This is a genomic window from Pseudomonas sp. FSL R10-2189 (genome assembly GCF_009600325.1).
Lineage (GTDB): Bacteria > Pseudomonadota > Gammaproteobacteria > Pseudomonadales > Pseudomonadaceae > Aquipseudomonas > Aquipseudomonas helleri.
Genome location: NZ_WIVZ01000021.1, coordinates 48,697 through 68,917 on the forward strand (window position 1 = coordinate 48,697; position 20,221 = coordinate 68,917).

General features: G+C 57.2%; 19 protein-coding genes and 1 pseudogene. 13 read left to right on the forward strand and 7 right to left on the reverse strand.

Features of this window, described 5'->3' with window-relative positions:
* The first annotated feature begins 126 nt into the window (after positions 1-126).
* Complete coding sequence (locus GHO32_RS16050) at positions 127-381, forward strand: succinate dehydrogenase assembly factor 2 (RefSeq protein WP_048385476.1); 255 nt, start codon at positions 127-129, stop codon at positions 379-381.
* Entirely contained in the window at positions 365-817 is a 453-nt protein-coding gene (locus GHO32_RS16055; protein ID WP_262125117.1) for a protein YgfX, read from the forward strand. The genes GHO32_RS16050 and GHO32_RS16055 overlap by 17 nt, the downstream gene beginning before the upstream one ends.
* Here the strand turns inward: GHO32_RS16055 and GHO32_RS16060 are convergent.
* Positions 786-977, reverse strand: a pseudogene (locus GHO32_RS16060) (L-aspartate oxidase); the annotation flags it as partial. The gene GHO32_RS16055 and the pseudogene GHO32_RS16060 sit on opposite strands and share 32 nt — an antisense overlap.
* A gap of 43 nt (positions 978-1,020) precedes the next feature.
* Between GHO32_RS16060 and GHO32_RS16065 the strand changes: the two are divergent.
* The 7 genes from GHO32_RS16065 (at position 1,021) to GHO32_RS16095 (ending at position 6,840) form a co-directional block, all read left to right on the forward strand.
* Positions 1,021-2,463: a tyrosine-type recombinase/integrase gene (locus GHO32_RS16065; RefSeq protein WP_056790525.1), complete on the forward strand. Its 1,443-nt coding sequence runs from the start codon at positions 1,021-1,023 to the stop codon at positions 2,461-2,463.
* Positions 2,464-2,491: 28 nt separating this feature from the next.
* The gene (locus GHO32_RS16070) at positions 2,492-2,869 is read left to right on the forward strand and encodes a hypothetical protein (RefSeq protein WP_056790528.1); all 378 of its coding nucleotides are present in this window, start codon (positions 2,492-2,494) and stop codon (positions 2,867-2,869) included.
* A gap of 96 nt (positions 2,870-2,965) precedes the next feature.
* A complete protein-coding gene (locus GHO32_RS16075) occupies positions 2,966-3,574 on the forward strand; it encodes a hypothetical protein (RefSeq protein WP_153442915.1) in 609 nt (202 codons plus the stop codon).
* A 472-nt stretch (positions 3,575-4,046) separates the two neighbouring features.
* Positions 4,047-4,844, forward strand: coding sequence for a Rha family transcriptional regulator (locus GHO32_RS16080; protein ID WP_056789493.1), 798 nt, complete (start codon positions 4,047-4,049; stop codon positions 4,842-4,844).
* On the forward strand, positions 4,841-5,131 hold the full coding sequence (locus tag GHO32_RS16085; RefSeq protein WP_056789494.1) for a hypothetical protein: 291 nt from the start codon (positions 4,841-4,843) through the stop codon (positions 5,129-5,131). The genes GHO32_RS16080 and GHO32_RS16085 overlap by 4 nt, the downstream gene beginning before the upstream one ends.
* A 195-nt stretch (positions 5,132-5,326) precedes the next feature.
* Positions 5,327-5,758, forward strand: coding sequence for a hypothetical protein (locus GHO32_RS16090; protein ID WP_056789497.1), 432 nt, complete (start codon positions 5,327-5,329; stop codon positions 5,756-5,758).
* Positions 5,759-5,796: 38 nt separating this feature from the next.
* Positions 5,797-6,840 (forward strand): hypothetical protein, encoded by a 1,044-nt coding sequence (locus tag GHO32_RS16095; RefSeq protein WP_056789499.1) that lies wholly within the window; start codon positions 5,797-5,799, stop codon positions 6,838-6,840.
* Positions 6,841-7,454: 614 nt separating this feature from the next.
* Here the strand turns inward: GHO32_RS16095 and nadB are convergent.
* The gene (nadB, locus tag GHO32_RS16100; protein ID WP_153442917.1) at positions 7,455-9,062 is read right to left on the reverse strand and encodes an L-aspartate oxidase; all 1,608 of its coding nucleotides are present in this window, start codon (positions 9,060-9,062) and stop codon (positions 7,455-7,457) included.
* Positions 9,063-9,580: 518 nt separating this feature from the next.
* On the opposite strand from nadB, the gene rpoE reads away from it, so the two are divergent.
* From rpoE to GHO32_RS16120, 4 genes are all read left to right on the forward strand, one after another.
* Positions 9,581-10,162 carry an RNA polymerase sigma factor RpoE gene (gene rpoE, locus GHO32_RS16105; protein WP_048367992.1) on the forward strand — a complete coding sequence of 194 codons (582 nt, stop codon included), beginning with the start codon at positions 9,581-9,583 and terminating at the stop codon, positions 10,160-10,162.
* A 31-nt stretch (positions 10,163-10,193) separates the two neighbouring features.
* On the forward strand, positions 10,194-10,784 hold the full coding sequence (locus GHO32_RS16110; protein ID WP_048367991.1) for a sigma-E factor negative regulatory protein: 591 nt from the start codon (positions 10,194-10,196) through the stop codon (positions 10,782-10,784).
* Between the two features lie 8 nt (positions 10,785-10,792).
* Positions 10,793-11,761, forward strand: a complete 969-nt coding sequence (locus tag GHO32_RS16115; RefSeq protein ID WP_153334167.1) for a MucB/RseB C-terminal domain-containing protein — start codon at positions 10,793-10,795, stop codon at positions 11,759-11,761.
* A 182-nt stretch (positions 11,762-11,943) separates the two neighbouring features.
* Entirely contained in the window at positions 11,944-13,359 is a 1,416-nt protein-coding gene (locus GHO32_RS16120) for a DegQ family serine endoprotease (protein ID WP_153334169.1), read from the forward strand.
* A 125-nt stretch (positions 13,360-13,484) separates the two neighbouring features.
* On the opposite strand, the gene GHO32_RS16125 is transcribed toward GHO32_RS16120, so the two are convergent.
* The 5 genes from GHO32_RS16125 to gcvP all read right to left on the reverse strand — a co-directional run bounded on the left by GHO32_RS16125 (position 13,485) and on the right by gcvP (position 20,214).
* A complete protein-coding gene (locus GHO32_RS16125) occupies positions 13,485-13,973 on the reverse strand; it encodes an RDD family protein (protein WP_153334171.1) in 489 nt (162 codons plus the stop codon).
* A 94-nt stretch (positions 13,974-14,067) separates the two neighbouring features.
* Positions 14,068-14,280, reverse strand: a complete 213-nt coding sequence (locus GHO32_RS16130; protein WP_007977299.1) for a cold-shock protein — start codon at positions 14,278-14,280, stop codon at positions 14,068-14,070.
* Between the two features lie 437 nt (positions 14,281-14,717).
* Positions 14,718-15,842, reverse strand: a complete 1,125-nt coding sequence (gene gcvT, locus GHO32_RS16135; RefSeq protein ID WP_153334173.1) for a glycine cleavage system aminomethyltransferase GcvT — start codon at positions 15,840-15,842, stop codon at positions 14,718-14,720.
* A 17-nt stretch (positions 15,843-15,859) separates the two neighbouring features.
* A complete protein-coding gene (locus GHO32_RS16140; RefSeq protein ID WP_153334175.1) occupies positions 15,860-17,236 on the reverse strand; it encodes an L-serine ammonia-lyase in 1,377 nt (458 codons plus the stop codon).
* Positions 17,237-17,355: 119 nt separating this feature from the next.
* Positions 17,356-20,214 carry an aminomethyl-transferring glycine dehydrogenase gene (gcvP, locus tag GHO32_RS16145; RefSeq protein WP_153334177.1) on the reverse strand — a complete coding sequence of 953 codons (2,859 nt, stop codon included), beginning with the start codon at positions 20,212-20,214 and terminating at the stop codon, positions 17,356-17,358.
* Positions 20,215-20,221: the final 7 nt, after the last annotated feature.

Genomic DNA, 20,221 nt, shown 5'->3' on the forward strand with positions numbered 1-20,221 from the left:
CTGGGGCACATCATAGAGGGGTGACCTGTAAATGGGTAGTTCGCAAAGGTTCTCGACAACCGACCAAAGCCGACTGTTCTCTCTTGGATCGGTCTGTATACTTGCGCTCTATTTGAGGAGCGCTCCATGGTCGAAGATGTTGAACTCAATCGTCTCTACTGGCACAGCCGCCGCGGCATGCTTGAGCTGGACGTACTGTTGGTACCGTTCGTCAAGGAGGTTTACCCGCACCTCAATGACGTTGATCGCGAAGTCTATCGCAAGCTCCTGGAGTGCGAAGATCAGGACATGTTCGGCTGGTTCATGGAGCGCAGCGAGTCTCAAGACCCCGAGCTGCAGCGCATGGTCCGCATGATTCTGGACCGTGTCCAGCCCAAGTGATTTCTTCGAATGCCGCTGGCATGCCTCCGGGCAATTGCTGGCGGCGTATCTGGCAGCGCAATCGCTGGCGCTGATCTCAATCTGCCTTCTTTCGATACCCGTGTGGGCTTGCCTGCTTGGGCTGTTGTTGTGCCTGATGCATGGCGTTTGGGCAGTGCCCAGGCATATTCGGTTGACCCACGCCAAGGCCTTCAGTGGTCTGCGACGAAATGCCGAGGGTTGGCAGTTATGGAGTCGGGCCAAGGGCTGGCAGGCCGTGCAGTTGCAGCGTGACAGCCTGGCGTTGCCGATGATGGTGCTGCTGCGCTTCAGCGTGCCGGGCGAACGGTGGGTGAGAGCGGTGTGCATCCCGCGTGACGCGCTGGCGCCGGATCAGCACCGGCGCTTGCGCGTGCGACTCAAGTTCAGTCGGCGTAGGTGGTTGGCACCAGAATAGTGTCCAGCGCTTCAGGCAGCATGTCCGGGTAGTCGAGGGTGTAATGCAGCCCCCGTGACTCCTTTCTCGCCATTGCACTGCGAATCATCAGCTCGGCCACTTGTGCCAGGTTACGCAGCTCAATCAGGTCGCGGCTGACTTTATAGTTGCTGTAAAACTCGACCCTTTGAGGCTAAACCCAATGGATACAGGGGTTTCAGCCGATGACCATCAACCACCGCTCCCAAAGTGGGACAAACCTGTTACAAACTGCGCTCGCCAAGCCGTACCACTATCGCCGGTCTGGTCGCTATTACCTTCGCCTTCGCCCTCAAGGAACCGTTAAGGGCTTCTTCACGCTGTCACTCAGGACTACCGACAAGGCCACCGCAATGACCATCTCCGACGACATCCTCTCGACCCTCAAGGCCTACCACTTGGACAACCCCGAGGCGTCATGGGACGAACTCCGTGAGCGCTTGATTGAGTTCGCTGAGTACAACCTGACGATGGCACACGGTGACAGCTCACTGGTCGCTTACGAGATGATCAACGATGAGCATCACTTGGCGCTTCGTAAGGCCTCCGCAAAGCTACCCCTGAGCATCAATCAGCAACGGGCAGTGAGTAAGGCACTGGAGATCCTTGAGGCCTCACAGGAGCGTATGCGGGGGCGTTCAGGGAAGCTGGTCGAGATCGTGAAGGACCTCAATAGTGAACCTTGTGGCACGCCTTTGGCCCTCTCCCTGCCTATATCTGTAAACGCTTCCCCAGCTTTGACCTTCAAGTTCCTTTCTGCGCTGTACATGGAGGAACGCAAAGACAGCATTGAGGCCAGCACCATGCGTGACGTGAAGTCATCGTGTGAGGCTATCAGCGTGATCCTGGGCGACTTGGACATGCGGGGCCACACTCGGGAGGACATGAAGAACCTTCGGGACAAGCTCCTTGAGGACCGCAAAGGTTCCACTGTGAATAAGCTAATGACCCGGCTATCAACGGTGATGGATTGGGCTGTGAATAACGGCTACCTCACCAAGGGCTTCGATAAGGGACTGAAGCTATCCAAGGATGCTGACAGCTCCCGTGAGGCGTTCTCCCAGGATCAGGTAGCAGCCTTGATGGCTTACGCTAACTCACTACCAGTGGACGCATGGCAGCGTTGGGCTTTGTCCCTTGGGGTCATCACAGGGACCCGTATCGAGGAACTGAGGCAGTTGACCAAGGCTGACATTAAGCAGGTTGGGGGCGTGTGGGTCATCGACATCAATAGGAACGATGGCAAGACAGCCAAGACCAAGAATGCTTTGAGGGTCATACCGCTAACTGACGGTGCCTATGGGTTTGACCTTCAGGCGTTCCGTGAGTTTGTCGATAGCTCCGACTCTCGGCTGTTCAAATTGGGCGCTGGTCAGTTCTCGAACGTGCTTAATGGTGCACTACGAGATGTCCTGAGCTTGAACGCTGATCGGACCCAGACCTTTCACTCGTTGCGTCATTCGCTGGCAGGTGCCTTGAAGGCCGCTGAGGTGCCTGTGGGGACCGCTGAGTCCATCTTGGGACACGCTTCAGGTTCGATTAGCTATGACCTGTATGGGGCAGGGAGCGCCGTGGCTATTGAACGGATGGCGAAAGCTCTGGTGAGCGCGTTCCGTATGGCCTTATGATATTGCTGAAAATTGAATGGAGTCGGCTATGAGAAACCTTGATTTATACGGAATTGCTAAGGTCAACAGCGAGCTACAGGCGCGCGCGATAGTAGTGGATCGAATTCCCTCTCTTGGTGAAAAAACAGCTCGAATTATGGCTTGGCAATGTTTCATTCAAGATCAGATAAATTTAGAAGACAGCAACGAGCGAACCTCGAACCTTGCGCGAATTAAACACGGTGAGGCTATAGCTGCTTTTTGGGAAACCGGCGACGAGATGGACGTTGACTCAAATACGTTTGTTTCGTACTTTTTCGATGAGCTTGGTGTCATTAACCGCAAGGTCACCAAAAAGGGTGTGCAGATAGCTTTCTATATCTTCGTCGCCCTCGGGTTATTCGGTTTGTACAAGCTCTTTTCCTGAGCGACGGTTTAGTTACACCTTCGATGAAGATCCAAAAACCCTCACAAGAACACGGTGGCCGCAACGGTCGCCAATTTGATCTTGTGAGGGCACCCTATGACTTTGCTTACTCAACCCGGACCACTTCACCGTCACGTTGATTATGAGACGGGGCACATCCTCCACACTGATCCGACCACGGGCGAGGTCATCACTCAAAGGGAGATGGTCAGGCCCAAGAATCCTGAAGCGCAGTATCAAGCCTGGACTGCTGAGCGTAGGGCTGATAATCGCCTCGCGGCGGACCATGGCAATGTCACCCTGTCAAAGGTTGAACCAACTGCTGAAGCTGTCGAGCCAGCCAATTCAGTCCGTGGCAGACCCAAGACCAGTTTTGCTAATCCAGTAGCTGCCTACATGTACCTTCTCGCGGTGCCTAACCTACTGCCGTGGGTCGATCACATCATCACGGGGTCGATCATCACCAGTGCCGGGGTTACGAATGGCAAGATCAACGTAAAGGCCCGTGCAGTCATCGGTGCGTTGTTCGCCACGGAGATCACGGCGGAGGCCTGCAAGACCGGCGAGATCAGTTTACGGACCGCACAGCGCATCGCCAAGGCTGCCCGACATGCTGCTCATGGGATCGCCTCCTACGTCGAGCGGTACCCTTCAATCAAGGCTGAATTGGACTCGGAGGCTCTATTCCGGGCCTTTCAGACTTAACGCCGGATAATATAAAAGAAAAACTTTATGACCCAGGTCTTTAAGGTCTGGGGGTAAAACTCTGAGTTTCTCAATGCGGACTCCCTGGGATGAAGGTGGACCCAGGGTGAAGGGATTTGCTAATGCAAAATAATCCCTACTCACAAGTGGACTTTAAGATCCCATAAGAAACTCCCTCCCTTTGGGTCTGCCACGGGTCTCGCCATCCGGTACGGACTTCATGATTCCCTAAAGGAATCGAAGCGGTTCGTCAAGTGGATTTAAAAACCCTCACAATAACAGGGACAGCTCGGTTTATTCTGAAATAAATATCAGCAGCCATTCCCTGGTCACAAACGCCCGTCGCTGGGCCAACCATCAATCCAGTCTTTTCTGATAGCGCTCTTCATGCCACGCCGGTTCCCTTTGTCGGGGCTGGATGATCGGCTGTGGGTGCGACCTGGAGAGCGCTATCAGAAAAGGACCGACAACTATGTTTAACGGTATCAAAGAAATCACCATGACCACCGTCGAGATTGCCGCAATGACTGGCAAGCGTCACGACAACGTACTTCGAGATGCACACGCTATTGTCGCGAAGGTTAACGCCCTCAAATCTGAGGAGTGTTCAAATAATGACCAATCTACAGGGGCCATCGAAGCTACATACCTGGACGGGCGGAAGGCTGAGCGCCCGATGCTGGTCCTCAACAAGCACATGGTATTCACCCTTATCACCGGTTATGACACTGGTCTGCGCTACACCGTGGTCGGTCGCTGGATCGAACTGGAGCAGGCAGCCAACCCGGCGTTCGCCTCACAGGCAATCACGGAAACGCTGATCGACCTGCAAACCCGAGTCGATGCAATGGCACCAGCCTACGACGAACATGTCCGTAAAGGGACCACCACGGGCTATACGTGGCGTGAAGCCTGCCGTCTGGCTGGCGTAGCGAACCCAGATAAGGTGATGGAAATGTTCATCTCCACGGGGCGCGCAGCTAAGCGCAAGGATCTGACCCGGATGCACCCTAAGTACGCCAAGAGCGGTTGGGTCCGTGAGGTCTCCACGTCCAACAAGGCTATTCAACTGACCGGCCACCTCTTCAAGGTCACCCTCAAGGGTATCAATGAGTGGCTTCGACCGAACGCTGAGAACATCGCCAAGGGACTGATCGAACACCGCAAGCCTCGTCCTGTGGTCGACACTGACGGCTATGTGATCGACATCAAGGGCGATGGCGCTGCACGCATGACGATTGCCGATCTACCGAAGGGAATGTGCCCGTGACTTTCACCGAACAGCTAAACGCATTCTTCACGTCTCCAGCCAGCCGAACCAAGCTGATCACCTTGCGCACAATCTGGCGTGATTGGCATGTCCGCGAACAGGTCATCACCAACGATGAGTATGGAGTGGACTACCAGAAACTTATAGGACACCTGAAGGCGATCAATCCGGTCATGGTCTCATTCGTCGAGTCCATCACCACCACAACCAGCATGAATCTTGACGCCGTTATGCGAGCGCCCATGCGCATCCCGCTGACCCGCCAGCCGATCACTTCCCCGCTTTAACTTTCCGCCGTCCGCCATCGGCACCCGGATCACACCCGCCAAGCTACAGACCCGTGATCGCACTAACTAACCCAAACCCAGAAGATATTGATCATGACCTTGAGAGGCCCGTGCGGCTACTCCTTGCCATCTGGTCACGTTGCCTCTATGCGGCAAGGCCATGAATCAATGTCTCGATGTAGGAGACCCAACACTATGCAACTGAATATCCAAAACGTAACCCCTGAAACTGTCGAAGTACAAGGTCAGGTCGTGGCTCGTGCTTACGCTGAAGGCGTGATGCTGGCTACCTTGATTGCCACAGCGGGAACCAATAAGCCTGCCCAGGAAGTCATCGTAAGCCAGTACATGGACGCTGGGCTGAGCGTTGCTGCCTTCCCGGCCATCGTGAGGTCCGTCGAGACCCGTAAGTTTGTGGCCGAGCGTGAAACTGCAGAGCGCCTCAAAGAAGCTCGTGAACATGCGGAGCGCTTCAAGTCCTACGAGATCACCCCTTTGGACGAAGCGCGTCGCCGTGCCAAGCGTGAAGACCGTGAGCGCAAGTATCAAGACATGGGCCGCGCTATCCGCAGTGCCAATGGTCGTAGCGACTTCTCGTCTGGCAACTGGCTCGACAACAACAACTAAGCCTGTCCTTTCTCAACTTTATTCAGGAGACCAATTTCATGTCCAACCCATTCAAATCTACAGATCACCGCGACCAACGCGACCGCTACACCACGCCGACTTCCTATGAGGCTGCCGTATGGGGCAATGGCGGTAACCTTCAGTTCACCACCCAGGCCTCTATGGGCGCCCAGGCGACTGACTCCAGTGTGCTGGCCCAGGCCATCACCCAAGGTATGGACGAATTCTTCAATGGTGGCGAATGGCACGACAACGCTGTCGATGCGATCCCCTGCGAGTTCCGCCCTAAGGGCACCGAGCCGACCCCCGTTCAACTGGTCAACATGGTCAATCGCAACGTAGAGTTTGACCCGCGCCAGTCGATCTACGATCACTCCAAGATCACTAAAGGGGAGGCCGTAGCGGGCGACTTCATCTTCACTGAGCCGACCAATACCGCTGCGTTCTTCTCGCACCGCTTCACCCTTCTGGATGCTCATGTGGTCGCTGGTTTCACCGGCAACGGCATGGAACAGATGATGGACAAGATGCTGGCCGACTTCGAGAAGGCATGTGGTTCCACCGTTGTGGACATCCTCATTAAGTCCCCAAGCACCGAAGCCAAGGAGGTCACCATTGCGGGCACCACTCCACGAGATCGTGCTGAGGACTGGATCGACGCTTTGACCATGAGCATCAACCAGTCGGTAGGTAACTCTCTGAGCGACTTCGTGTTGCTGATGCACATGACCGAGCAGGCAATGCTTGAGCGTGCTGCCCAGCGTGCCGGTGTCGAATCCATTGAGGACCTGTTGGGTTGCCGCACTCAGTTCTACTCTGGGTCTGACCGTGGTGTCTTCATGCTGCCTAAGGGCTTTGCCTCGCTGTCGTTCCGCCATGATCAAGAAGGCGACGTATGGAAGATCCTGGCGAGCCGTAACGCTGGCGTACAGGGCTGGGACTTTGAGGTGAGCGGTGTGGCTGACGTAATGGCTCAGGCCAAGGTCAGGATCAAGTTGGCAAACCCAGCGGACCCTACTGAGAAACTTCAGGTCGAGACCGTAGACTTCCCGTTGATCACCCGTGTGGTCGTCAAGCCGTAACACCCGCTGTATCCATGAGGTCCGTAATGGGCCTCGTGGGCGAGCTGTTTAGTTGCTATGCTTGGGCATCGACCATGTTACGGCAAGGCCAGCCATGAGTTTTACTCTCTGTTATACCTACAAGGACAAACGGGTGGTTACGAAGATACAAGTCGATCACCTGACCCCATATGCAGCCGTTTGCTTTGCCCTGCTCCAGTCAGGGGCCACCAACGACTCAAGTGGTGGAGGCTGGCCTAAATCCTATGAGGGCATCCTTGAGATTGCCACTCAATACGGTCTCACAAACCTGACGGTTCACCGATCCCTTAACTCTTAGGACAACTTCATGGACACGTTTAGCGCGGCCTACGGGCCTGCGTTGGTGTTCATGTGGCCTTCTGGCTGTATGGGTGCCTCAAGGGCACCTCATGAGGATCTGGCACAAAAATCTGAGTGACCACCTGTAACTACTAACCTGCGCGCTTACCCCCATAGGCCCTCGCATGCTCGCTCAGGCGCACGATAAGGACCCTTGCGGGCAGGTGATAAGGACCTCAGCGTTGGGACAAATGTGCGCCAAAGCTGTTACAAACTGGGGCCCCATGGTGCTACGCTATGGCTCCTAACGTGCCTCATTTGTCGGGTGTAAGGATCGTATCCTTCGCCTCTGGCAGCAGCTCTGGATAGTCCAACGTGTAGTGCAGACCCCGAGATTCCTTACGTTTCATGGCAGACCTGATCATCAGTTCCGCTACTTGAGCAAGGTTCCTCAATTCAATCAGGTCTCTGCTTACGCGATAGTTGCTGTAAAACTCGTCGATCTCGTCCAGCAGCAGGCGCACACGGTGCTCGGCACGTTGGAGGCGCTTGTTGGTACGGACAATGCCCACGTAGTCCCACATAAAGCGCCGCAGCTCATCCCAGTTGTGGGCGATGATCACGTCTTCGTCCGAATCAGTTACCTGGCTGGCATCCCAGCTGGGTAGCGAATCCGGGATGTCGATGTGTTCGAGTTGCGTGAGAATGTCGTCTGCCGCAGAGCGGGCATACACGAAACACTCCAGCAATGAGTTGCTGGCCATGCGATTGGCACCGTGCAGGCCGGTAAAGCTGGTTTCGCCAATGGCATACAAGCCGGGCACGTCGGTGCGCCCGTGACCATCCACCATGACGCCGCCACAGGTGTAGTGCGCCGCAGGCACCACCGGAATCGCCTGTTTGGTGATGTCGATGGAAAATTCCAGGCAGCGTTCATAGACCGTCGGGAAATGGGTTTTGATGAACGTGTCGGACTCATGGCTGATGTCCAGGTACACGCAGTCGATGCCCAGGCGTTTCATTTCGTGGTCGATGGCACGGGCCACGATGTCTCGCGGGGCCAGTTCACCACGCGGGTCGAAACGGTGCATAAAGCGCTCGCCATTCGGCAGCTTGAGGTGTGCGCCTTCGCCACGCAGGGCTTCGGTGATCAAAAAGCTCTTGGCTTGCGGGTGATACAGGCAAGTGGGGTGGAACTGGTTGAATTCCAGATTCGCGACCCGGCAGCCCGAGCGCCAGGCCATGGCAATGCCATCACCGCAGGCGCCATCGGGGTTGCTGGTGTAGAGGTACACCTTGGCCGCGCCGCCAGAGGCCAGAATGGTGAAGCGCGAGCCGTAGGTGTCGACTTCGCCGGTGGCGCGATTGAGCACGTAGGCTCCCAGGCAGCGGTCGTCTTCTTGGCCCAGGCGACGGGCGGTAATCAAATCAACGGCCACCCGTTGTTCGAGCAATTCTATGTTGGGGCGCTGGCGGGCTTGTTCGAGCAGAGTCTTGAAAATAGCCGCGCCGGTGGCATCGGCGGCGTGAATGATGCGGCGATGGCTGTGGCCGCCTTCACGGGTGAGGTGGAACTCGAATCCTGGGTGTTCAGGGTCGGCGTCCTCATCGCGGGTGAAGGGCACGCCCTGGTCGATCAGCCACTGAATGGCTTCGCGACTGTGTTCGACCGTAAAACGCACGGCATCTTCATGGCACAGGCCGCCCCCGGCATTCAGGGTGTCTTCGACGTGGGACTGCACCGTGTCGGTGTCATCCAGTACGGCAGCGACGCCGCCCTGTGCCCAAAACGTCGAGCCGTTGGCCAGGTCGCCCTTGCTCAAAACTGCAATGCGCAGATGGCCTGGCAATGACAGCGCCAGGCTCAGACCGGCAGCCCCGCTGCCAATCACCAGCACATCGTGTTGAAAATGTTGGCTCATTCTTCTTATGTCCGCAAAAAAAGCGCCCTCTAGTATATAGAGGGGGGGATCGGCACAATAGCCGGGCCTTTGTGGCGTTGGGTCATTACAGCGGGCGAGAAGTGTGCCTCAGAGTGTGGCGATCTGCATGCCGTTTTGCAGAATAAATCGGCAAACCAGAGGCTGCGCGTCAGGCACAACCTGCGCCCGAACTGTATTTCATCCTGCTATAGACGTTACACCTGGTCTGAATTTTGGAACTTTTCCTACGGCTCAGGGTTCAATAGCAGGTTGCCCGCCATAAAGGGGAGTTGCGTCAATGCCATGCGGGGTTGATTTTACGGCCCATGCAGGTGACTTTGACGACAAGATTATTGACGCAGCCGGCCAAGCCCGAGCTGCGTTTTCGTGCGTGCCAAATCCGAGTGCGCAGGAAACTTGCCAGGGGGGAGAGAACTTTTGCGTAAAGCCCGAGTCTATGTTTGCAAGCCTGATCAATTAGCAAAACACTCTTCCTCCCGGTCTTATGAGGAGTATTCATGCTAACCCAGGAAGAGGATCAGCAACTGGTCGAGCGCGTGCAGCGCGGTGACAAGCGTGCATTTGATCTGCTAGTGCTGAAATACCAGCACAAAATTCTCGGGTTGATCGTGCGTTTTGTGCACGACACCCATGAAGCCCAGGACGTGGCACAAGAAGCCTTTATCAAGGCTTACCGTGCACTTGGCAATTTTCGCGGAGACAGCGCCTTTTATACGTGGCTGTACCGCATCGCCATTAACACGGCGAAAAACTATCTGGTGTCACGCGGTCGTCGTCCACCCGATAGCGATGTGAGTTCTGAAGATGCTGAATTTTATGATGGTGATCACGGTCTGAAAGATCTGGAATCGCCGGAGCGTTCTTTGCTTCGCGATGAGATCGAAGGCACGGTTCACCGCACCATTCAGCTACTGCCAGAAGATTTACGTACGGCGTTAACTTTACGTGAGTTTGATGGTCTGAGTTACGAAGATATTGCGAGCGTCATGCAATGTCCGGTGGGTACCGTACGATCCCGGATTTTCCGTGCTCGGGAAGCCATCGATAAAGCCCTGCAGCCGTTGTTGCAGGAAAACTGAGACAGCGGCGACAGCCAAGAGAGGAACCGCCATGAGTCGTGAAGCCCTGCAGGAATCGCTGTCCGCAGTGATGGATAACGAAGCGGACGAACTGGAATTACGTCGGGTATTGAATGCCTTTGACGATGCACAAACACGTGCCACCTGGAATCGCTACCAGGTTGCCCGTGCAGTGATGCACAAAGATCTGCTGATCCCTCGCCTGGACATCGCATCTGCAGTATCGGCCGCACTGGCCGAAGAACAAACACCCGCCAAAGCCAAGCGCAGTCACTGGCAAAGCATTGGCCGCCTGGCAGTTGCTGCCTCGGTGACGGTGGCTGTTCTGGCGGGTGTCAGACTGTACAACCAGGATGACATCGTGGGCGCCCAATTGGCCCAGCAAGGTAATCAGCCTAGCCTGAGTGCGCCGACAGTCAAAGGCCCGGCGGTACTGGCCAACTACAGCGAAAGCTCTGATCAGGGCACCGGGCCAATGGCCAATGGTGTACTGCAAGGCCAGGCCGGTTGGCAGAATCAGCGTTTGCCGGGCTATTTGCGCCAGCACGCTGAACAAGCGGCCATGAAAGGAACTGAAAGCCCGCTGCCTTACGCACGAGCTGCAAGCCTGGAAAACCGTTAAGGGCCATCATGCGCGTCCTACCTCTGTTACCGCTCCTGCTCAGTGGTTTTTTTGTTGTACCTGCTCATGCCGATGACGCCCAAGACTGGCTAAAACGCTTAGGCGCGGCTGAGCAGCAGCAAAGCTATCAAGGCACGTTTGTTTACGAGCGCAATGGGAGTTTTTCGACCCATCGCATCTGGCACCGTGTGCAAGACGGCAAAGTGCGTGAACGACTGGTGCAGCTTGATGGTGCGCCTTACGAGGTGGTCCGTGCCGATGGGCGCACCGAGTGCGTCACTGGCAAACTGATCAATGGCCTTGCAGATGTCGCCGACACCACCGCGCGACAGCTGGATTTGCAACGCCTTGAAAACTGGTATGCCGTAACTCGCGCGGGTGATTCGCGGGTAGCCGGTCGCCCGGTGGCGGTTATTGTGCTAACCCCGCGTGACCAGCATCGCTATGGCGTTGAACTGTACCTGGACCGTGAAACCGGCTTGCCTTTGAAGTCATTGCTGGTCAATGACAAAGGGCAGTTGCTGGAGCGTTTTCAGTTCACCCACCTTGAAACGACGCCGCCCAACGACAGCCAGCTCACCCCCAGTGACCGTTGTCAGGCCGTGGCCACGTCTCAAGCAGCCGCACCGGTGAGCAAACCTGCGCACAGCTGGCATTCCGACTGGTTGCCGCCAGGGTTTGAACTCTTGAGCAGCAACGTGCGTCGCGATCCCAAAACCAAAACAGAAGTCACCAGCCTCATGTATGACGACGGCTTGACGCGTTTCTCGGTGTTCCTTGAACCCCTGAAAGGCGACGCTGTGCCCGACATGCGTCTGCAGCTGGGGCCGACCGTTGCGGTCTCACGGCACCTCTCGACGCCTGACGCAGAGATCCTCGCAACCGTGGTGGGCGAGATCCCGATGGGCACCGCAGAGCGCATCGCACTCTCCATGCGGGCAGGGCAGGCCGAACCCTCGGCGACGGCAAAACCTTGATGGAACACTGAAATGAAGGGTCAACATTTCAAATTGTTTTTTTCAATTTTTTTACAAAGGTCAGTGCCTAATGGGCTCTGACCTTGTTTGTTTCTGGTCCGCCCAAAAACCGGTCTATGCTGGCTTAAGTTTTTGGGACTCGTTGCACAACCCTGCTGGCTATTAACGGGAGCTGTAAACCAATGCCTCGATTGAAGTCTTACTTACCCATTTTTGCTGCCGTGCTGATGCTCGGGCAGGCAGTCCCCGCGCTGGCTGAAGCGCAACTGCCCGACTTCACGCAGTTGGTCGAACAGGCCTCACCCGCTGTCGTCAACATCAGTACGACGCAAAAGCTGCCGGACCGCAAAGTTTCAAACATGCCAGACCTCGAAGGCTTGCCGCCGGGGCTTCGTGATTTCTTTGAACGCGGCATGCCGCCAGGCATGGGCGGCGGCCAAGGTGGGCGTCAGCGCGAAGCTCAATCGCTGGGATCGGGTTTTATCATCTCCCCGGACGGCTACATCCTGACCAACAACCACGTAGTGGCTGACGCTGACGAAATCATCGTGCGCCTGTCTGACCGCAGCGAAATGAAAGCCAAGCTGGTCGGTACAGACCCGCGTTCCGATGTGGCCCTGCTGAAAATTGAAGGCAAAAACCTGCCGGTGCTGAAGTTGGGCAAGTCCCAGGACCTCAAGGCCGGTCAATGGGTGGTCGCGATCGGTTCGCCGTTCGGCTTTGACCACACCGTTACCCAAGGCATCATCAGCGCCATCGGCCGCAGCCTGCCGAATGAAAGCTACGTGCCGTTCATCCAGACTGACGTGCCAATCAACCCGGGTAACTCCGGTGGCCCGCTGTTCAACCTGGCAGGTGAAGTGGTCGGCATCAACTCGCAGATCTACACCCGTTCCGGTGGCTTCATGGGCGTGTCGTTCGCGATCCCTATCGATGTGGCCATGGACGTTTCCAACCAACTCAAAGCCGGCGGCAAGGTTAGTCGTGGCTGGTTGGGCGTGGTGATTCAAGAGGTCAACAAAGACCTGGCTGAATCCTTCGGCCTGGAAAAACCTGCCGGTGCGCTGGTTGCTCAAGTACTGGACGACGGTCCGGCTGCCAAAGGCGGTCTGCAAGTGGGTGACGTGATCCTGAGCATGAACGGCCAGCCGATTGTCATGTCGGCCGACCTGCCGCACCTTGTAGGCGCGCTGAAAGCCGGTAGCAAAGCCACGCTTGAAGTGGTGCGTGACGGCAAGCGCAAAACCCTGGACCTCACCGTGGGCGCTATCCCGGATGAAGGCAAGGAAATGGCTGGCCTGACGGGTGCTGAGCAAAGCAGCAACCGTCTGGGCGTCGCTGTCGCTGATTTGACCGACGAACAGAAGAAAGCCAACGACATCAAAGGTGGCGTGATCATCAAAGACGTACAGGACGGTCCTGCGGCGTTGATTGGTCTGCAACCGGGTGACGTGATCACTCATCTGAACAACCAGGCGATTACCGATGCCAAGCAATTCACTGAAATTGCCAAGGCATTGCCAAAAAATCGTTCGGTCTCGATGCGTGTACTGCGTCAGGGTCGCGCCAGCTTCATTACCTTCAAGCTGGCTGAGTAACTAGCCCTCGTAGTCGCTGCCGAAGGCTGCGAAGGGTTGCGCAGCAACCCGTTTGTGCAGCAAATGGCAGTGACACAGAGGCACAACCAAAATAAAAAGCCCGTATCGCGAGATACGGGCTTTTTTTATTTCTTCTGTTTAGGGATGCGAACCAGCTGGCTGTCGGAGTACATGTCGTGCCAGGTGCGCTTGCGCTTATCGAACACAGACCAGATAAACCCCAGCCCTAAACACAGCCACGAACCAATCGACACCATAAAACGCAACAGCGCTTGCCACAGGCTGATCGCCGTCCCGTCGGCGTTTTGCACGCGCACGCCCCACACTTGCATGCCCAGGGTTTGGCCGCTGTGGGTCCAGAACTTGGCAAAGAACGCGAACAGGACAAACAACAAAATGGTCGAGAGCAACGGATCGCCATCAAGCGCCCCGGCTTCTGACAGCTCGCGCATTTTGGCTTCACCGATAAAGCCCATCATGATCAGCTTGTAGATAAACGTGGTCACGATCAGCAGGGCCGTACACAGCAAAAAATCATAGAACATGGCTGCCAGACGGCGCCCCAGGCCGGCGGCGGGAAAGTCGCCTTGGGGGCTAAGTGGTGGTTTCGACATGGCAGGCTCTCGTGAAGGAAAAACCCATCTTACGAAATTGCGCCCACAAAAAAGCCTCTGATGTCAGCATCAGAGGCTTTTGTGCAGCAGAAGCTTAGGCTTCGGCTTGAACTTCGTCAGCCTGCATGCCTTTTTGGCCTTGAACAGCGATGAAGGTCACTTTCTGGCCTTCTTTCAAGCTTTTGAAACCGTTGCCTTGAATGGCCCGGAAGTGTACGAACAGATCCGGGCCGCTTTCCGGAGTGATGAAACCAAAACCTTTCTCGTCGTTAAACCACTTGACGGTACCGCTCTGACGTTGAGACATTTCTTAATTCCTTGACGCTAACAATTAATGGCAGCCTCCTTACAGTGAAAGAGGACTGGTGCTGGGTTGCAGGAAAGTAAGAGACGCAGAACGGGTTGTAGCAAACATAGAGCTACTGCCCAGGTCACGATTCCAGCGACCCATGCAAACACAGTGGTCAAACTCTACGAAAACAGAATTAAAAAAACAAGCCCCTTAAATAAACCCCTTTATAACCTCATGCAGTTCACTTATAGCAACGCATTTAAAAGATCAAAAGATCGCGAGCAAGCTCGCTCCTACAGTGGGGTGTGGGCAGCGTTAAAGAAAGTGTGTTCATAGAGGTGTTCAATTGTTTTCAGGTTTAAAGTGCTTTTTTCACTATCGAAACTTCGCACTGTTTTGTGGCAGTTGTATGGCACGCAAGTGTCATACAACTGTATAAAAAGCCCTGGGGCTTATCCCCGATAATAACGTTGCGCTACAAACGGCAGTTTAGACACTTTCATCGGTACACGTTTACCCCGAACAATCGCCCAGACCTCGGTGTCTATCGGGGTGAATGCACTGTCCAGATACGCCATGGCCAGCGGTGCGCCCAGGGTAGGGCCGAAGCCGCCGCTACACACTGTGCCGATGACGTTACCCTGTGCATCGACCACCTCGGCGCCTTCACGCACCGGTGTGCGTTCTTGGGGCAGCAGGCCGACCCTTTTTCGTGCAACCCCTTGTTGTTGCTGGGCAAAAATGGTGTCAGCACCGGGGAAGCCACCCGCGCGCGGGCCGTCGGCACGGCGCGCTTTAGAGATCGCCCACAACAGGCTGGCTTCAATTGGCGTGGTCTTTTCGTTCATGTCGTGGCCGTATAAGCACAGACCGGCTTCAAGGCGCAGCGAATCACGTGCGCCCAAACCAATGGCTTCAACCTCAGGTTCAGCCAACAGGGCGCGGGCGAGTTTTTCTGCGTGTGCTGTCGGTACCGAGATCTCAAAGCCGTCTTCACCGGTATAACCCGAGCGGCTGACGTAACACGCCGCGCCCTGCAGCGTCACCGGCTCAAATTGCATAAAGGTCATTTTGGCGACGTCAGGTGCCAGACGCTGCAACACCTTTACCGCTGCCGGGCCTTGCAGGGCCAGCAGGGCGCGCTCTTCAAACAGCGGCTGGATCTCGCAGTGGGCGCTCAGATGTTTGCGCAGGTGAGCCAGGTCCTGCTCCTTGCAGGCCGCGTTAACTACCAAAAACAATTGGTCATTACCCAGATTGGCAACCATCAGGTCATCCAGAATGCCGCCTTGTTCGTTGGTGAACATGGCGTAACGCTGCATGCCCACCGGCAGGTCGATAATGTCGACGGGCACCAATGTCTCCAGAGCTTTGGCGGCACCGGCACCGGTCAGCAGGATCTGCCCCATGTGCGAAACATCAAACAATCCGGCCTGTTCACGGGTGTGCTGGTGCTCTTTCATTACGCCCAGCGGGTATTGCACGGGCATGTCATAGCCGGCAAACGGCACCATGCGGGCACCGAGTTCAAGGTGCAGTGCGTGCAGCGGGGTGATGAGCAGGTGTTCGGTGGACATTCTTAACTCCTTGAAAATCAGCACTCAATAATGTTGACAGCCAGACCGCCGCGGGCGGTCTCTTTGTATTTGCTTTTCATGTCGGCGCCGGTCTGGCGCATGGTGCGGATGACCTTGTCGAGCGAGACAAAGTGCTGGCCGTCGCCGCGCAACGCCATGCGCACGGCGTTGATGGCCTTGACCGAGCCCATGGCGTTGCGCTCGATACACGGCACTTGCACCAGCCCGCCAATCGGGTCGCAGGTCAGCCCCAGGTTATGTTCCATGCCGATTTCGGCGGCGTTCTCGACTTGTTGCACGCTGCCGCCCAGCACTTCGCAGAGCGCACCCGCGGCCATGGAGCAGGCCACACCGACCTCGCCCTGGCAGCCGACTTCGGCGCCTGAGATCGAGGCGTTTTCCTTGTACAGAATGCCGATGGCGGCTGCCGTCAGCAGAAACCGCACCACGCCGTCTTCGTTGGCACCGCCGATAAAGCGCATGTAGTAATGCAGCACGGCCGGGATAATCCCCGCAGCCCCATTGGTGGGCGCGGTGACCACGCGCCCGCCGTTGGCGTTTTCTTCGTTTACCGCCAGTGCATACAGATTGACCCAGTCGAGCACGGACAGCGCATCGCGCAGGGCGGCTTCCGGGTGGCTGCACAGTTGGCGGTGCAGCGCAGCAGCCCGGCGTTTGACCTTTAAGCCACCGGGTAAAATCCCTTCATTGCGACAGCCCGCGCTCACGCAGTCCTGCATCACTTGCCAGATGTGCAGCAGGCCACTGCGGGTTTCGGCTTCCGGGCGCCAGGCGCCTTCGTTGGCCAGCATCACTTGGCTGATGGACAAGTGCTGCGTGGCGCAATGGTTCAGCAGCTCTTTGGCGGTTTTGAACGGGTACTTCAGTGGCGTACTGTCTTCGACGATGCGATCAGCGCCCGCAGCGTCTTCATCCACCACAAAACCGCCGCCGACCGAGTAATACTCGCGGCTGCGAATCTGTATGCCGGCGGCGTCCAGGGCGCGAAAAATCATGCCGTTGGGGTGAAAGGCCAAGGGTTTGCGAATCATCGCCAGGTGCAGTTTTTCGTTGAAGTCGATGGCGTGTTCACCGTTGAGGTTCAAACGCCCGCTGCTGCGAATCATCGCCAGGCGTTCAGCCACGGTTTCGGTGTTGACGGTGTCCGGGAGTTCGCCTTCAAGCCCCAGCAACACGGCTTTGTCGCTGCCGTGACCTTTACCGGTGGCGCCGAGGGAACCATACAGCTCGACTTTCACGCAGGCTGTGCTCAGCAGCAAACCCTCGCGGGCCAAACCTTCGACAAAACGTGCGGCAGCCCGCATGGGGCCGACGGTGTGGGAACTGGAAGGGCCGATGCCAATTTTGAACAGGTCGAACACGCTTAACGACATAGGGTTCTCCGGTTTCTTATAGATGAATTGGCAAGCAAAACGTGTAGGAGCGAGCTCGTCTCGCGATCTTTTAAAAAGATCAAAAGATCGCGAGGCAAGCTCGCTCCTACGGATCGGGATCAAGCCTCCTGATAGCTCTCGATCGACGGGCACGCGCAGACCAGGTTGCGGTCGCCGAACACGTTGTCGACACGGCCCACCGGCGGCCAGTATTTGCCTTCGATCAACGACGCGACCGGGTACACCGCTTGTTCACGGCTGTACGGGTGGGTCCACTCGCCAACGATTTCTGCGGCCGTGTGCGGGGCGTTTTTCAGCGGGTTGTCGTCTTTGTCGAGGGTGCCGTTTTCGACCGCGCGAATCTCCTCGCGGATGCGGATCATGGCTTCGCAGAAGCGATCCAGCTCTTGTTTGGATTCACTTTCAGTCGGCTCGATCATTAACGTGCCTGCCACCGGGAACGACATGGTCGGGGCGTGGAAGCCAAAGTCGATCAGGCGCTTGGCCACGTCATCAACGCTGATGCCGCTGGTTTCTTTGAGCGGGCGCAGGTCGAGGATGCATTCGTGCGCCACCAGGCCGTTGGCGCCCGAGTACAGCACCGGGTAATGCTCTTCAAGACGGCGGGCAATGTAGTTGGCGTTCAAGATGGCCAATTGCGAGGCGCGTTTCAGGCCTTCGCCGCCCATCATGCGGATGTACATCCAGGTGATCGGCAGAATGCTGGCGCTGCCGAACGGGGCGGCACACACCGCGCCTTCCTTGCGCTCCAGGGCGCTGTGGCCCGGCAGGAACGGGATCAGGTGCGACTTGACGCCAATCGGGCCAACGCCCGGGCCGCCACCGCCGTGGGGGATGCAGAAGGTTTTGTGCAGGTTAAGGTGCGACACGTCGCCGCCAAACTTGCCCGGTGCGCACAGGCCGACCATCGCGTTCATGTTGGCACCGTCGATGTACACCTGGCCGCCGTTGTCATGAATGATGCCGCAGATTTCGCGGATGCCTTCTTCAAACACGCCGTGGGTCGACGGGTAGGTGATCATCAGCGCGGCAAGGTGATCGCGGTGCTCGATGGCCTTGGCGCGCAGGTCTTCAATGTCGACGTTGCCGCGTGCGTCGCAGGCCGTCACCACCACGCGCATACCGGCCATGTGTGCGGTCGCCGGGTTGGTGCCGTGGGCCGAGGAGGGGATCAGGCAGATGTCGCGGCGCTCTTCGCCACGGCTCTGGTGATAGGCACGAATGGCCAGCAAGCCGGCGTATTCACCTTGGGAACCGGCGTTGGGTTGCAGCGACACGGCGTCGTAGCCGGTGGCCTCGCAGAGCATGAGTTCCAGCTCGCGGGTCAGTTGCTGATAGCCCTGGCTTTGCTCGGCAGGAGCAAAGGGGTGCAGGTTGCCGAACTCAGCCCAGGTCACCGGGATCATTTCGCTGGCGGCGTTGAGCTTCATGGTGCACGAGCCCAGCGGGATCATGGTGCGGTCCAGCGCCAGGTCTTTGTCAGCCAGGCGGCGCAGGTAACGCATCAGCTCGGTTTCGGAGTGATAACGGTTGAACACCGGGTGGCTCAGAATCGCCGACTGGCGCAGCAACGCCGCAGGCAGCGTGCCTTTTACCGATTGGGCCAAGGCGTCGAAGTCAGGCAATGTCTGGCCATCGACTGCGAGCAAGGCCCACAGGGCAACCACGTCGGACTGGCTGCTGGTTTCGTCCAGCGACAGCCCAAGGCGTTCGTCATCGACCACCCGCAGGTTGATGTGCTGGGCCTGAGCCTTGGCGTGCAGCGCGCTGGTGCGGCTGCCGGTGTGCAGGGTCAGGGTGTCGAAAAACTGGCTTTGCTCAACGTTCAGCCCCAGCCCCTTCAGGCCCTGGGCAAGGATTGCGGTCAACTGATGGATGCGCCGGGCAATCTGGGTCAGGCCTTGAGGCCCGTGGTACACGGCGTACATGCTGGCGATGTTGGCCAGCAACACTTGAGCGGTACAGATGTTACTGGTGGCCTTCTCGCGGCGAATATGTTGCTCGCGGGTTTGCATCGCCAGGCGCAGCGCCGGTTTGCCGTGACGGTCTACCGACATGCCGACCAGACGCCCCGGCATGTCGCGCTTGAAGGCATCGCGGGTCGAAAAGTAAGCCGCGTGCGGGCCACCAAAGCCCAGTGGCACGCCAAAGCGCTGGGCGCTGCCGATGGCCACGTCGGCGCCGAATTCACCAGGCGGTGTCAGCAAAGTCAGCGCCAACAAGTCAGCGGCCACTGCCACCAGCGCGTTAGCGGCGTGGAAGCGTTCAACCAGATCGCGATAATCAAACACGTCGCCGTTGCTTGCCGGGTATTGCAGCAGGGCGCCGAAAAACGACGACAAGTCGCTCAACTCACGTTCGTCACCCACCACCACTTCAATACCCAGCGGCTCGGCACGGGTGCGCAGCACATCGAGGGTTTGCGGGTGGCAGTGGCGGGAGGCGAAGAAGCGCTCGCTGGTTTTGTTCTTGCTCAGGCGTTTGCAGAAGGTCATGGCTTCGGCGGCCGCGGTGGCTTCGTCGAGCAGCGAAGCGTTGGCAATCGGCAGGCCGGTGAGGTCGCTGATCAGCGTCTGGAAATTCAGCAAGGCTTCAAGACGACCCTGGGAAATTTCCGGCTGATACGGCGTGTAAGCGGTGTACCAGGCCGGGTTTTCCAGCAGATTGCGCAAGATCGGCGAAGGCGTGTGGCAGTTGTAATAGCCTTGGCCGATATAGGTTTTGTGCAGTTGGTTTTTCGCCGCGATGGCTTTGATCGACGCCAGAGCATCGGCTTCACTTTGGCCAGCGGGCAGGTTGAGTACGCTGGTGCCCTTGATGCCTTCCGGGATGACGCTGGCGCTGAGCGCTTGCAGCGAGTCAAAGCCCAGGGTGGTGAGCATGGCCTGTTCGTCGGCTTGACGCGGGCCGATGTGGCGCGCGATGAATTCATTGGCAGTGCTGAGATTAATCGTCATGGCCGGC